Below are 13,231 nucleotides of genomic sequence, written 5' to 3'. Positions count from 1 at the left end.
TCGCTCGCTGGCCTGAAAGCCGCGCGCAATGAACAGACCACGAAACGTGGGCTTGTTGAACCGTGAAGCGTCAAGCTGGTGACTTGGCTCGGCTGCTGGTCGATTCAATTGCGCCGTTGCCAAGATTAATTGCTTTCGAAGCTGGCCATGGCCACGCCCCCGCGAAGTCCGGATCTCCACGTGCTAGCGCACGGAACCAACCGAATTGTTAAAGCCCCACCCATTCGGAGCTGCCGGAAGTGAAGTGCTGCTTTTTCCAGATCGGCACCTCGGCCTTGATGCGTTCCACCAGGTTCTCGATGGCATCGAAGGCTTCCTTGCGGTGCGCTGCAGCCGAGGCAGCTACCAGCGCCGCATCACCAATCTTCAACGGACCCACGCGGTGCACTGCTGAGAGCTTCAGGCCAGTGCGTTCTTCTTCCTCGGCGATGATCTTTTCCAGGAACTCTTGTGCCTGCGGGTGGTGGGAGTAATCCAAGGAATTCACCGACTGGCCGCCATCATGGTTGCGGATGATGCCATGGAACATCACCAAGGCTCCCGAAATATCGGATTCCACCGCAGCCTTCACCGCAGCTTCATCGATCGGTTCTTCGGTAATCAGTGCGTAGCTCATGCTCAAGCTCCTTCAATGTCTGCTGGTTCTGCCAGCAAGTTCGGGGCAACTTCGGCCAGGGCCGGCAACCCGCCGTCAAGATAATTTGCCTTGATGCCTCGTGTGGCGAGCAAGGATACCGCGCGTTGCGAACGCGGTCCGCGCGCGCAATACACGGTGACGTGCTCCGGGATCTCTTCCAGCTCCGCTCCGGACTCTATCGCCGCTTCCAGCTGGGGCAAGGGCAGATGCACGGATCCGGCGATATGCTGCTGTGCGCGTTCGTCCTCGTTGCGCACATCCAGCAGCACCGGCGCATCCGCACCGACCAGTGCTTCGGCGAGCGCCTCGGCGCCAATGGCCTCAGCCTCAGGCAGCGAACCGGCGCAGAAGAGCACGTAGTCGATTAGTCCGGTGATCTCAGGGGCTTGCGGGTCGCGGGAGTACTCTAGGGTGCGGGTGCTTGCAGCCAGCGCATCATAGATCAGCACCTTGCCCACCAGTGGCTGGCCCAGTCCCGCGATGAGCTTCAGTGCTTCGGTGGCCAGCAGCGAACCGATGGTTCCGCATAATCCGGGCAGCACTCCCCCGGCCGCGCAATCCGGGACGGTGCCCGGGGCTGGAGGAACCGGGAAGAGATCGCGGTAGCCCGGACCTTGCTCATGCCAGGCCACGGAGACCTGGCCGTGGTGCTGCAGGATGGATCCCCAGATCAGCGGGATGCCGGTGAGCTGCGCAGCATCATTGGACAGGTAACGGGTCGGGAAGTTGTCGCTGCCGTCGATCACGAGGTCATAATTCGCAAAGATCTCCAGCGCATTGGAGGAATCCAGGCGCAGGTTGTGCTCGATGATCTTTACGTTCGGATCCAGCGCGGTGGCCGCCTGGGCCAACGACGCGGTCTTGGATTTGCCGATATTCGCGGTGGTGTGGGTGATTTGGCGGTGCAGGTTGGACAGTTCCACCACGTCGTCATCCACGATGCCAATGGTGCCTACCCCTGCCCCGACCAGATACGGGATGCAGGCGCTGCCCAGGCCTCCGGCGCCGATCACCAGCACGCGGGCGGCGGCCAAGCGGCGCTGGGATACCTCATCGAATCCGGGCAACGAGAGCTGGCGTGCGGCCCGCTGCGCCTGTTCGCCGCTGAGTTCCGCACCGGGTGCGACTAGGGCTGGGAAGTAGCCTTCGCTCATCATCGTGTCCTGTTCGCTCTAGCGCGATAGCATGAAGTCATGTCGAAGATCACGATACGCTACTTCGCTGCCGCCGCGGCGGCGGCGGGCACCGAGCAGGAAACCTGGGAGCGGCCGGAAACCCTGGCGCAGCTGCGCACGCAGCTCATCGACACCCACGGGACCGAGATGGCCCAGGTGCTACGTGCCGGAAGCTTCCTGGTCAACGGTGTGGTGCGCCGCGATGCCGGCGAGCTGGGTCCGACCGGGGAGCTCACCGTGGACGTGCTGCCGCCTTTTGCAGGCGGATAGCCCATGACCTGCACCCTTGAAAACCATCGCGCCGAGCTGGCTAGCCTGCTCAAACCGGTCTTCGATTCGCTGGGCACGCAATGGCTGCCCGTAACCAGCGAGCAGCTGTGCGACCGGATCACCAGCGAGGACACCTTCGCTGTGCTGCCCATCCCCTCGTTCACGAATTCCCAGATGGACGGCTACGCCGTACGCAGCGCAGATCTGTTGTCCGCGGCACCCGATGCCCCGGTCTCCCTGCCCTTGGGCTTCACCGCCGCCGCCGGGGACCCGCAGCTGGAGCTGCAGCCGGGCACCGCCAGCCCGGTGATGACCGGCGCAATGATCCCGGCCGGAGCCGACACCGTCATTCCCGTGGAGGAAAGCGCCGCCGGAACCTTTCCCGAACTCGTGCGTTGCGGCCACGGCACTCCCAGCGGCCAGGCAGCATTCACCGCGCCGAGTCCCGAAGGGCGCTTCATCCGCCCGGCCGGCGTGGATCTGGCAGCAGGCGCCCTCGTGGCACCGGCCGGCACCCGATTGGCCCCTGCCATGATCGCGGCCCTGGCTTCCAGCGGGCTGACCGAAATCCCAGTGCGCCGCGCCCTGAAGGTGGCGCTGTGCACCACCGGCGATGAGCTGAGCAATGGCCAGCTGGCCGAAGGGCAGATCCCGGATGCCAATTCGCCGATGCTCGCGGCCCTGCTGCGCCGGCACCAGGTCGAGGTCCGCACCATCCAGCTGCCTGATGATGCGCAAGGCTTCGCCACCGCAATCGACAGGCTGCAGGCAGAAGTGGACCTGATCGTGACCGTCGGAGGCATCAGCGCCGGTGCCTACGAGGTGGTCCGCCAGGCCCTGGCCGAACGCGGCGGCAACTTCCACCACGTGGCCATCCAGCCCGGCGGACCGCAAGGCTATGCGCAACTGGAAGACGCAACGGTGCTGTGCTTCCCGGGCAACCCGGTCAGCGCGCTGCTCTCTGCCGAGCTGTTCTTGGTCCCGTTGCTGCGGGAATTCAATGGCCTGCCCGAGCCCCGGCCCGAACATTGCCTGCTGGCAGCCGATGCCAGCTCCCCCGAGCACAAGCACCAGGTGCGCAGGGCAGTGATCCGCGATGGACAGGTCACCATCCTGGATCCGGGGTCCCATCTGGTCCACGACCTGGCCCGCGCCGATGCGCTGGTGCACATCCCGGTAGGCGTCAGCCAGCTGGCGGCCGGCCAAAGCATTGAAACTTGGAGCATGAATGTCTGAGAAACTCACCCACCTGCGCGAAGATGGCAGCGCCCACATGGTCGACGTCAGCGACAAGGCGGTCACCAAGCGCGTGGCTACCGCCGAGGCCATCTTTGCCACCCGCCCGGATGTCGTCCCGATGCTGATGACCGGAGACCTGCCCAAGGGCGAGGCGCTGGGTACCGCACGCATCGCTGGCATCATGGCGGCCAAGCGCACCTGGGAACTGGTCCCGCTGTGCCATCCGCTGCCGATTTCCAAGGTGTCCATTGATTTCACCGCCGAGGAATCGGCCGTGCGCGTCACCGCCCAGGTGACCACCAAGGGTGTCACCGGAGTGGAGATGGAAGCGTTGACCGCCGCCAGTGTCGCCGCGCTGACCCTCTACGACATGGTCAAGGCCGTGGACAAGCACGCCGAGGTCCGCTCGGTGAAGGTGCTGTCCAAGTCCGGTGGCAAGAGCGGGGACTGGGTTCGTGGAGAGTAGCCGCACAGCGGCCGTGGTGGTCGCCTCGACCAGCGCCGCGGCCGGCAAAGCAGAAGACAAGACAGGCCCGCTGATCACCCGGTGGCTGTCCGAGCGCGGTTTCGACACCGGGCAACCGACGGTGGTAGCCGACGGGCCGCCGGTGCGTTTCGCCGTGGATGAGCTGCTGGCCAATGGCAACCAGGTAGTGATCGTCACCGGCGGGACCGGGGTCTCGCCCGATGACCAATCCCCCGAAATGGTTGCCCCGCTGCTCGATGTCCAGTTGCCCGGTATCATCGAGGCCATCCGCCGGCGCGGAGAGGCCTCAACCCCGATGTCCATCATTACCCGCGGGGTGGCAGGATTCGCCGGCAGCAGCTTCGTGATCACGTTGCCCGGATCCACCGGCGGGGTGAAGGACGGGCTGGACGTCCTGGATCCGATCCTGGAGCACCTGCTGGCCCAGCGCGGCGGCGGTGCCGGGCACGGCCCGCGCTAAAGTTTTCCTGCATCTCAATTGACCAGAAAGGCCGCCACGTTGAGCATCGAACCCGGCATCTACCAGCATTTCAAGGGACAGCGCTATGAGGTGCTGGCCGTGGGAAAGCACAGCGAGACCGAAGAGCCGCTGGTCTTCTACCGCAAGCTCTACGATGACTACAGCTTCTGGGCCCGGCCGCTTCAAATGTTCGCGGAACACGTTGAACGTGACGGCTACAGCGGACCGCGGTTCGCCAGGATTGCCTAGGGCAAGTTGCAGATTTCCCTGCGCCTACTGCGAGTCGGCAACGTTATAGCGTTCCAACCCCTCGGCAAAGGCCGAGATCTGCTCTTCGCTCCAGCCATCTAGACGATCGGTTACCGCAGCGCGGTGCACTGCGGCGGAAGCCTGAAGCCGCTCCCGGCCCACCTCAGTCAATTCCAATACGCGGCCGCGCCCGGATTCCGCATCGTCATAGGCGATATATCCCAAGTCCAGCAGAGTGCCTACCTGCCGGGAGACTGTCGAGCGGTTCAGCGAGAACGCCTCGGCAATGTCGGTGGCCCGGGTTCCGGGAGTATCGGCAATGAAGCGCAGCAGCGAATGCTCCACGAGTGTCAGTGGCTCGGCCAGCTGGCGGGAGCGCGTATTGGCACGTCGGGTAATCATTTGCATGTGGTGGAAGATCGATTGGATGTCGGCTTCCCGCTGTTCCTTGCCCATGTTCCGAGTCTAGTACGCAGGGCTTTGCCGGGCACCTAATGTTGTATGATGCAACATTAGGAGTATTCTTTAATGCTGATGACTCTCACCGACAACGCCCCGCGCCAATCCCCCGCTTCCAAGGATGCCGTGAATCCGGCCAAGAAGAAGTCCCCCATATCCAAGCCGGCACCGCTGGGCTGGGGAAAGCTGGTCCTGACCATGCTGATCCCGTTCTTCCTGTGCGCAATCATGGGATTGTTCTACTTGGGGGCCTTCCATGCACCCAGTCCGCACAACGTGCAGGTGGCAGTGGTGGGCGATTCCGCGCAGGTCAAGGTTTTCGCCCAGACCCTGCAGGATGGGTCCGAGGGGGCATTGAACGTGCGCACCGTCGCCGATGCGAACCAAGCCCGGGAACTGGTCGAGCAGCGCAAGCTCGTGGCCGCCTACGAATCCAGCGGCGGCACGGCAACGCTTTACAGCTCCAGCGCCGCGTCGGAAACTTCGGCGAATATCGCCCAGAAAATCTTCCTGGACGTGGCCTACGAACAAGGCCTGCCATTGCGCATCGAAGATGTCGTGCCCACCGGCGAGCAGGACACCACCGGGCAGGGCCTGTTCTTCCTGCTGGTCGCCATGAGCATTGGCGGCTACGCCAGCGCCGTGCCGCTTGCCGGGTTCATGGGCAAGGTCAAGCTGCCCGTGCGCTTCGCCATGGCAGCGGTTGCCGCCGCGGTGGTTGCCACGATCGCAGTGCTGGTCGCAGGCCCGGTCTACCGGATCGTCGAGGATCACTACGCGGGCATCTGGCTGATCTCCTGGGTTTACGCCGCCGGCATCACCCTGCTGGGCCTGGGCCTGCATCCCCTGCTGCGACACTGGACCACCCCGGCGCTGACCCTGTGCTTCGTCGCACTGAACTTCACCAGTTCCGGCGGCATCTTCCAGCCCCAAATGCAGCCCGGATTCTACGGTGCGCTGAATACCTTCTGGAATGGCGCCGGGTGGCTGCACGCGGTGCAGACCCTGGTCTACTTCCCCGAGCAGTCCATCGGCATGGATATCCTGCGGCTAATCCTCTGGCTGGTCCCCGGCATCCTGCTGGTGATCCTGACCCACGCCTGGAGCGTGCGCAGGACCCGCGTAGCCGATGAAAATGCCAAGATCCGGGACGTCGAGGAAACCGTCGCCGCGTAGCGGCACGCGCCGCGGGGATTGCTCCCCGCCGGATGCCGCTCCTAGCTGCGCAAGAGCCAGGAGCGCGCGGAGTCCAAGGCTCGGCGCAGTCCGCTCACCGCGTCATCCATGACCGCGGTTCCCACATCCTGGAAGGACCCCATGCCGCCGCGGTAGAGTTCCAAGGCCTTCCGGGCAGCCTCTCGCAGCTGCTCTCGGCTTTCAATACTCTCGAAGAGGCCATCAAGCCAGCGCGCCGCATGGGCGCGTTGCGCGTCATGGTCCTGGGCCGCCGCGAGATGCAGCTTCTCGATTGCCGCGCGGATTCTGCTCAGTGACTGCTCGACATTGTCCATGGCACAAGGTTATCCCGGCCGGCGGGCACCGCTGCCCGCCAGTCGCGCTTCAGGACTTGCCCAGTGGCATCAGATCAAGTTGCGCGGAAATATGGCTGCGCACGTCGTACAGCTCATCCATGTTGATGCCGTGGGCCAGCCCCGGGTAGGTCCGTTCATTCAGGGTCGAGTGCTCGGGCAGGAACCCAGCGGTGCGTTCGATGGCGACCGGGGCAATGACCTGGTCTTCGGTGCCGCGTCCCCAGAAGACGGCGGGTCGCTGGGTGGCGATGATTTCATCGGCTGGCTGGGTGCCGTCGAGCACGAACCCACCGAGGATCGTGGTGGCCAGGACGCGCTCCGGACGGGTGCGCAGCAGCTGGCTGGCCATCAGCCCGCCCTGGGAGAAACCAACTGGAATGATCTTGGTGGAGGCGTCCGTATTTGAATCGATCCAGGCCCAGATCGCCTCGGTGGCCGCTTCCACCGGTACCGCGTCGGGGACTCCCGGTGTGGTGATCTGGAACCAGGCGGCCCCGCCGTGGCCCAGTTCCAGCGGTGCGCGCAGCGAAGCCCACGGCAATTCCAGGCCCAGCGGCTCGGCCAGCGAGGCCAGGTCGTGCTCATTGGAGCCGAAACCATGCAGGAAGACCAGCACGGCGCCGGATTCCGCGGCGTCATCCCAGTTGGAAGAACGCACATCGCTCAACAGGTTGCTCATGGCAGGTCAGCTCCTCATCAGTTGCCGGGGGCAGTGCCGGAGGCGGAAGTTCAGCTTTCACGGCACCCTTCCCGGCAAAGTTCATAGTCCAAGCATACTGGAATTGATTGAAGATACAAGTAAATTTTTTCAATCCAACTCGTCACATACACCCGACCAGGCCCATTCGGAATTTCTGAAGCGAGCTACGCTGCGATCCAGTTCATCCCTTGGCAAGAGTCGCGAGGCAGCAGTACGAATCTGCTGATCAACAAAGATAATCCCGTCCCGGAATCGGCCCCCAGCGAATGCGAAAACTCGGGGATTCCCCTTGGCGTAATCATTGAATCCGGAGGTATCCCATCCCACTTCACGCAAGAATTCGGCGGCAGAAAACTCTGGACAGCGATCAAAATTGCTGTGATCATTTCGTTTTACTACTGGCCGGTAGCAAGTTTCTTCCAACTCTTACCCGAAGGACAACCATGCAACGACGCATACTCTCCGGTCTGGGCGCACTGTGCCTGGCCGCCGCAGCACTCGCCGCTCCGGCCGTCGCGCCAAGCCCGGCAAGCACCGCGCAAGCCGGCACGGTTTCCACTCTTGGCATCAGCCCAGTGGGAGCCAACGATTGGGACTGCACGCCCGATGCAGAACACCCCTACCCCGTAGTCCTGGTTCACGGCACCTTTGAAACGATGGACCTCAACTGGATCTCCCTATCTCCCAAGCTCAAGCGCAACGGCTATTGCGTTTTCGCACTGAACTACGGCTTTGAAAACGGGCTTTCCGGGGCCGCGCATGTTCCCGACTCGGCGGCCGAACTGGGCGATTTCATTGACCGCGTCCGCCAGGCCACCGGTGCCAAGAAGGTGGACATCGTCGGGCACAGCCAAGGCGGAATGATGCCGCGCTGGTACATGGGCCACATGGGCGGTGCGAAGTACGTCAACGACCTGGTGTCGATCGCCCCATCCAGCCACGGCACCCAGGGCATCCTGGTCCCGACCGCCACTGGTGTGGCAATTGCCAACAGCATTGACACCTGGATCTGCGATTCCTGCGCCGACCAGGTGTACGGCAGCGACTTCATGACCGAGCTGAATGCCATCGGCGACACCGTTGCGGGCCCGGACTACACGGTAATTGCCACCAAGTACGACGAGATCGTCATGCCCTACAAATCGCAGTTCCTGAAGGGAGCGAGCGCGCAGGTGACCAACGTCCTGCTCCAGGACAAGTGCCCGCTGAATATCTCGGGACACCTCGGAGTGAACGTTGATCCGGTGGTTCATCGCTGGGTGCTCAACGCCCTGGCCACCGATGGCCCGGCAGACCCCGGCTACCGCCCATCCTGCTACCTGTAAGCAGGCCAGTACGCGTCCCGGCATCGGCTCCCGGTGCCGGGACGCACCCGGAGCACACCTAGGCAGTGCGCCGGCCAGCTACTAGATTGGTGGCCATGGACGTACTTTCCAGCAGGGTGCTGCTGCGGCCGGTGGATCTGGCCGCAACCCAGCGGTTCTACCGCGAAGTGCTGCAGCTGGCCGTGGCCCGGGAATTCGGTCCGGCCGAGCAACCAGGCATGGTGTTCTTCCTGGGCAATGGCCAGCTGGAAGTCTCCGGGCGCAGGGCGCCTAGCACGCCCTCCACCTTGGTGCTGTGGATGCAGGTGCGGGATGTGCGCGCGGAACTGGAACAACTGTCCGCCCGCGGCGCGAAGGTGCTCCGCGAGGCATGCCAGGAGGACTGGGGCCTGGTCGAGGCATGGATCGAGGATCCCGACGGAACCAGGATCGTGCTGGTGCAGGTGCCGGCAGATCATCCGCTGCGCCGGGACGTGCGCGGGCCGCGAAAATAAAAGCTGGCGTGCGTGCCGTGCCCGTGGCCAGCTGAAACCGAGCGCCGCTGAAGTGGTCGGCGGCCCGCGGAAAAGGGGCATGCCATGCGTTTCGACCCGTCCAGGGCTGCAGTGGTGTCCATCCACAATCAAAGGGACATCGTCGGACCCGATGGCGCCTTTGCGAACTTGTTTTACGAGCAGATCACCGCCCGGAACGTGGTGGGCAAACTGTCCGGGCTGCTGGACCAGGCCCGCACGGCCGGCGCCACCATCATCTACACCCGTATCGCCTTCGCCCCGGACTACAGCGACCTGGTGGCCAATTCTTTGCTGCTGCAGCAGGCAGGCGCCCTGGTGGGACGGCACCGAACCGGCGGCCATCATCCAGCCGCTGCTGTCTGGCCCCGGCGACGCGGTGATCACCAACCAGCAGGTCGGCGGCTTCGGCACCGAACTAGCTGGGCTGCTCGAATCCGGTGGCATCGGCACCCTGCTGCTTGCCGGGGTGGCGACGAATATCTCGGTGGAAAGCACCGCACGGGCGGCTGTGGACCACGGCTTCCGGGTGGTGATCGTGGAAGATGCCTGCTCGGCGGTCGCCGAGGCCGCCTAGGCGGCGAGCATCGAATCGCTCGGGCTGCTCGCCACGATCACCGGCTGCGCCGACATCCAATGGGATCCGGCCGCTGGCTGATCCGCAGCGGCCGCTAGCGGCTGGCGGCCAGCGCCTCGCGCACCTGCTGCGCGGCTTCGAGAAGCCGCGGCAGCACCGCCTGGGCGGCATCCTGCGCAGTATCAGCGGTATTCGGATGCACGCTCATCGACACGTTCATCGCGGCCACCACGGTGCCATCGGCGCTGAATACCGGCACCGCCACGGAGCGCAGCCCGATTTCCAGTTCCTGGTCCACCACCGCATAGCCCTGGGCGCGGATCTTCTCCAGTTCCTCGCGCAGCGCAGCCGCATCTCCAATGCCCAATCCGGTCATCGACTGCACCCCGGCGGACAGCACCTCCTGCTGGATTTCCGCCGGCTGGTGAGCCAGCAGCACCCTGCCCATGGAGGTATTGGCCGCAGGGAAGCGGGTGCCCACCGAAATGCCTACCCGCATGATCGAACGGGTATGCACGCGGGCGATGTAGACGATATCCGAACCGTCAAGGATGGAAGCGGAAGCCGATTCGTGCACGGCGGCCGAGAGTTCCTCGAGCACCGGCTCGATCAGCTGCGGCAAGGTGGCGCTGGACAGGTAGGCATAGCCCAGCTGCAGGACCTTGGAAGTCAGTTCGAAGTGCTTGCCGTCGGTTCGCACATAGCCCAGCTCCACCAGGGTCAGCAGGAACCGCCGTGCGGTGGCCCGGGACAGGTTTGTCCGGGCGGCGACCTCGGAGAGGGTCATCGACGCGTGTTCTGCGTCGAAGCTGCTGATGACCGCCAAGCCCCGGGCCAGTGACTGGACCGATGCGGTTGGTGCTGACTGCTCGCTCACCGTGCTCCTTGCGCGTGCTCAAATGATTGCGGGGTGCGCCCAGGTTCACCGATGCGCACCCCACTAATCTACTGTGTCTGCTATGCCTTGGTCAGTTCCACCGGGACCTTGTCTGCCAGCTGATCGAAGCTGATGCCATGGGTGGAGCGCACGAAGACCTTCGAATCACACAGCTCGAAGACCGCAACTTCGGTGTAGATCCGCGAGACGCAGCCCAGCCCGGTGACCGGGTAGCTCAGCGCCTCGACGAGCTTGGATTCACCGGCCTTGGTGAACAGGCTCATCATTACCCAGGTCGCCTTGGCGCCGATGGCCAGGTCCATGGCACCGCCCACTGCGGGGATGGCGCCTTCGGCACCGGTGTGCCAGTTCGCCAGGTCGCCGTCCTTGGAGACCTGGAAGGCACCTAGCACGCACACGTCCAGGTGCCCGCCGCGCATCATCGCGAAGGAATCAGCGTGGTGGAAGAAGGAGGCGCCGGGCAGCTCGGTGACAGGGATCTTGCCTGCATTGATCAGGTCCTCGTCGATGTCCTCGCCGGTGGCGACCGGGCCCATGCCCAGCATGCCGTTCTCGGTGTGCAGGGTGACGCCCTGCTCCTTGGTGAGGTAGTTCGAGACGTTGGTCGGCTGGCCGATGCCCAGGTTCACGAAGGCGCCAGCCGGGATGTCGGCGGCCACCAGCTGCGCCATTTCATCGCGGGTGAGCTTCGCCTCGGTGATGCTGAATGCGCTCATTACTTTTCCCCTCCCAGTTCCACCACGGTATCCACGAAGATGCCCGGGGTGATGACGTTTTCCGGATCGATGGCACCGGCCGGCACGACCTCGTCCACCTGGACGATGGCCTGCTTGGCGGCGGTAGCCATGATCGGGCCGAAGTTGCGTGCGGTCTTGCGGTAGACCAGATTGCCCAGCGTGTCGGCCTTCAGCGCCTTGATCAGCGCGAAGTCCGCATGGATCGGGGTTTCCAGCACATAGCCCTTGCCATCGATGATGCGGGTTTCCTTGCCCTCGGCCAGCAGCGTGCCGTAGCCGGTGGGGGTGAAGAACCCGCCAATGCCGGCCCCGGCGGCGCGGATGCGCTCGGCCAGGTTGCCCTGCGGCACCAGTTCCAGCTCGATTTCCCCGGCCCGGTAGGCCTCATCGAAGTGCCAGGAGTCGGACTGGCGCGGGAAGGAGCAAATGATCTTCCTCACCCGGCGCTCCTTGATCAGCAGGGCCAGGCCGGCATCGGCCTGCCCGGCATTGTTGTTGACCACCGTCAGGTCGGTGGCGCCGCACTCCATGAGCGCGTCGATCAGTTCCATCGGCTGGCCGGCGTTGCCGAAGCCACCGATCAGCACGGTGGATCCGTCGGTGATCTCGGCGACGGCGTCCGCAGCCGAGGTGGCAATACGTGGTGCCATGATGCTGCCTTTCTACAAGCTACTTGGTAGCGTTCACGTTCTCGACGACGACTGCCAGCCCCTGGCCCACGCCGATGCAGATCGCGGCCATGCCGTATCGCTCACCGGATTCCTGCAGCCGGCGGGCGACGGTGCCCAGGATGCGCAGGCCCGACGCGCCCAGCGGGTGGCCGATGGAGATGGCCCCGCCCCAGGCGTTGACGATCGCCGGGTCGATATCCCAGGCGCGGATGCAGGCCAGCGACTGGGCGGCGAAGGCCTCGTTCAGTTCCACCGCGGCGATGTCCGACCACTTCAGGCCGGCCTTGGCCAGCGCCTTGTTGGCCGCCTCGACCGGCGCGAAGCCGAAGAACTGCGGGTCCAGGGCGGCAGCGCCGTTGGAGACAATGCGGGCAATCGGGTCTGCACCCAGCAGCGCCCCGCCGCGCTCGGAGCCGAGGAAGGCGGCCGAGGCGCCGTCGCTCATCGGCGAGGCGTTGCCGGCGGTGACCGTGGCGTTCTCGCCGGTGCGGAAGACGGTCCGCAACTTGGAGAGGGTTTCGGTGGTGGAATCGGCACGGACGGTCTCGTCGCGGGTGACTTCCACCCCGCGCTTGGTTGCCGGCGGCACCGGAACCACCAGGTTCTCGTACTTGCCGGCCTCCCAGGCGGCGGCTGCTTGCTGGTGCGAGCGGGCCGAGAACGCGTCCTGGTCCTCGCGGGAGATGTTGTGCTTCTCGCGCAGCTGCTCGGTGGCCTCGCCCAGCGACACCGTCCACTGACCCGGCATGGCCGGGTTGACCAGGCGCCAGCCCAGGGTGGTGTTGGCCAGTTCCAGGTTGCTCATCGGGAACGGGCGCTCGGTCTTGGGCAGCACCCAGGGGGCGCGGGACATGGATTCAACGCCGCCAACCAGAACCAGGTCCGCGTCGCCGGTGGCGATCTGCCGGGAGGCGGCGATGGAGGCATCCAGCGAGGAACCGCACAGGCGGTTCATCGTGGCGCCCGGCAGCGAGGTGGGCAACCCGGCGAGCAAGGTGGCCATGCGGGCCACATTGCGGTTTTCCTCGCCGGCGCCATTGGCGTTGCCGAAGATCGACTCGTCGATTTGCGCACTATCCAGCTGCGGAGCACGGGCTACCAGTTCACGCACCACGTGGGCGGCCAGGTCGTCGGGGCGGTGGCTGGACAGGGAGCCGCCGATTTTGCCGAATGGCGTGCGGATTGCGTCGTACAGGTAGGCCTGCTGCATCGTTTCACTGCTCCATCACTATAAGATGTTCACATCGTGAACTTATGTTCGTATATTGAACTTTACCAGTTTCTGCCCATCGGGCACAAGGGT

The 13,231-nt window shown here is 64.6% G+C and carries 18 protein-coding genes; 9 read left to right on the top strand and 9 right to left on the bottom strand.

Going from position 1 to position 13,231, the window contains the following annotated elements; translation table 11 throughout:
• Positions 1-208 precede the first annotated feature (208 nt).
• A complete protein-coding gene (locus JOE62_RS03385) occupies positions 209-616 on the bottom strand; it encodes a molybdenum cofactor biosynthesis protein MoaE (RefSeq protein ID WP_204720344.1) in 408 nt (135 codons plus the stop codon).
• A gap of 2 nt (positions 617-618) precedes the next feature.
• Entirely contained in the window at positions 619-1,791 is a 1,173-nt protein-coding gene (locus tag JOE62_RS03380; protein ID WP_338085736.1) for a ThiF family adenylyltransferase, read from the bottom strand.
• 39 nt (positions 1,792-1,830) lie between these two features.
• Between JOE62_RS03380 and JOE62_RS03375 the strand changes: the two genes are divergently transcribed.
• The 5 genes from JOE62_RS03375 to JOE62_RS03355 are packed head-to-tail and all read left to right on the top strand — an operon-like array spanning position 1,831 to position 4,517.
• Positions 1,831-2,082 carry a MoaD/ThiS family protein gene (locus tag JOE62_RS03375; RefSeq protein WP_204720340.1) on the top strand — a complete coding sequence of 84 codons (252 nt, stop codon included), beginning with the start codon at positions 1,831-1,833 and terminating at the stop codon, positions 2,080-2,082.
• Positions 2,083-2,085: 3 nt separating this feature from the next.
• Positions 2,086-3,318 carry a molybdopterin molybdotransferase MoeA gene (locus JOE62_RS03370; RefSeq protein ID WP_204720338.1) on the top strand — a complete coding sequence of 411 codons (1,233 nt, stop codon included), beginning with the start codon at positions 2,086-2,088 and terminating at the stop codon, positions 3,316-3,318.
• The gene (moaC, locus tag JOE62_RS03365) at positions 3,311-3,787 is read left to right on the top strand and encodes a cyclic pyranopterin monophosphate synthase MoaC (RefSeq protein ID WP_141356761.1); all 477 of its coding nucleotides are present in this window, start codon (positions 3,311-3,313) and stop codon (positions 3,785-3,787) included. Before JOE62_RS03370 ends, moaC begins: the two co-directional genes overlap by 8 nt.
• On the top strand, positions 3,777-4,268 hold the full coding sequence (locus JOE62_RS03360) for a molybdopterin-binding protein (protein WP_204720336.1): 492 nt from the start codon (positions 3,777-3,779) through the stop codon (positions 4,266-4,268). Before moaC ends, JOE62_RS03360 begins: the two co-directional genes overlap by 11 nt.
• A gap of 39 nt (positions 4,269-4,307) precedes the next feature.
• On the top strand, positions 4,308-4,517 hold the full coding sequence (locus JOE62_RS03355) for a DUF1653 domain-containing protein (protein ID WP_038992430.1): 210 nt from the start codon (positions 4,308-4,310) through the stop codon (positions 4,515-4,517).
• Positions 4,518-4,541: 24 nt separating this feature from the next.
• On the opposite strand, the gene JOE62_RS03350 is transcribed toward JOE62_RS03355, so the two are convergent.
• A complete protein-coding gene (locus JOE62_RS03350) occupies positions 4,542-4,973 on the bottom strand; it encodes a MarR family winged helix-turn-helix transcriptional regulator (protein ID WP_204720334.1) in 432 nt (143 codons plus the stop codon).
• Between the two features lie 72 nt (positions 4,974-5,045).
• Between JOE62_RS03350 and JOE62_RS03345 the strand changes: the two genes are divergently transcribed.
• Positions 5,046-6,152: a hypothetical protein gene (locus JOE62_RS03345; RefSeq protein WP_204720332.1), complete on the top strand. Its 1,107-nt coding sequence runs from the start codon at positions 5,046-5,048 to the stop codon at positions 6,150-6,152.
• Between the two features lie 41 nt (positions 6,153-6,193).
• Here the strand turns inward: JOE62_RS03345 and JOE62_RS03340 are convergent, their stop codons facing one another.
• Positions 6,194-6,487 carry a DUF6966 domain-containing protein gene (locus JOE62_RS03340; RefSeq protein ID WP_204720330.1) on the bottom strand — a complete coding sequence of 98 codons (294 nt, stop codon included), beginning with the start codon at positions 6,485-6,487 and terminating at the stop codon, positions 6,194-6,196.
• Positions 6,488-6,536: 49 nt separating this feature from the next.
• Complete coding sequence (locus JOE62_RS03335) at positions 6,537-7,187, bottom strand: alpha/beta hydrolase (protein WP_204720328.1); 651 nt, start codon at positions 7,185-7,187, stop codon at positions 6,537-6,539.
• Between the two features lie 464 nt (positions 7,188-7,651).
• Here JOE62_RS03335 and JOE62_RS03330 point away from each other — a divergent pair, with 464 nt between their 5' ends.
• From JOE62_RS03330 to JOE62_RS03320, 3 genes are all read left to right on the top strand, one after another.
• Positions 7,652-8,533: a lipase family alpha/beta hydrolase gene (locus JOE62_RS03330; protein WP_204720326.1), complete on the top strand. Its 882-nt coding sequence runs from the start codon at positions 7,652-7,654 to the stop codon at positions 8,531-8,533.
• A gap of 95 nt (positions 8,534-8,628) precedes the next feature.
• Complete coding sequence (locus tag JOE62_RS03325) at positions 8,629-9,027, top strand: VOC family protein (RefSeq protein ID WP_204720324.1); 399 nt, start codon at positions 8,629-8,631, stop codon at positions 9,025-9,027.
• 79 nt (positions 9,028-9,106) lie between these two features.
• Complete coding sequence (locus JOE62_RS03320; RefSeq protein ID WP_338085735.1) at positions 9,107-9,622, top strand: cysteine hydrolase family protein; 516 nt, start codon at positions 9,107-9,109, stop codon at positions 9,620-9,622.
• A 94-nt stretch (positions 9,623-9,716) separates the two neighbouring features.
• Here JOE62_RS03320 and JOE62_RS03315 read toward each other — a convergent pair whose 3' ends face one another.
• The 4 genes from JOE62_RS03315 to JOE62_RS03300 all read right to left on the bottom strand — a co-directional run bounded on the left by JOE62_RS03315 (position 9,717) and on the right by JOE62_RS03300 (position 13,138).
• Positions 9,717-10,499 (bottom strand): IclR family transcriptional regulator domain-containing protein, encoded by a 783-nt coding sequence (locus tag JOE62_RS03315; RefSeq protein ID WP_204720320.1) that lies wholly within the window; start codon positions 10,497-10,499, stop codon positions 9,717-9,719.
• 80 nt (positions 10,500-10,579) lie between these two features.
• The gene (locus tag JOE62_RS03310) at positions 10,580-11,236 is read right to left on the bottom strand and encodes a 3-oxoacid CoA-transferase subunit B (protein ID WP_204720318.1); all 657 of its coding nucleotides are present in this window, start codon (positions 11,234-11,236) and stop codon (positions 10,580-10,582) included.
• Positions 11,236-11,907: a 3-oxoacid CoA-transferase subunit A gene (locus tag JOE62_RS03305; protein ID WP_204720316.1), complete on the bottom strand. Its 672-nt coding sequence runs from the start codon at positions 11,905-11,907 to the stop codon at positions 11,236-11,238. The genes JOE62_RS03310 and JOE62_RS03305 overlap by 1 nt, the downstream gene beginning before the upstream one ends.
• A 19-nt stretch (positions 11,908-11,926) precedes the next feature.
• On the bottom strand, positions 11,927-13,138 hold the full coding sequence (locus JOE62_RS03300; RefSeq protein WP_204720314.1) for a thiolase family protein: 1,212 nt from the start codon (positions 13,136-13,138) through the stop codon (positions 11,927-11,929).
• Positions 13,139-13,231 lie beyond the last annotated feature (93 nt).

Source organism: Glutamicibacter nicotianae (assembly GCF_016907615.1).
Classification (GTDB): domain Bacteria; phylum Actinomycetota; class Actinomycetes; order Actinomycetales; family Micrococcaceae; genus Glutamicibacter; species Glutamicibacter nicotianae.
The sequence above is the reverse complement of the archived record's forward strand: the minus strand, read 5'-3'. Positions and strand labels throughout refer to the sequence as shown.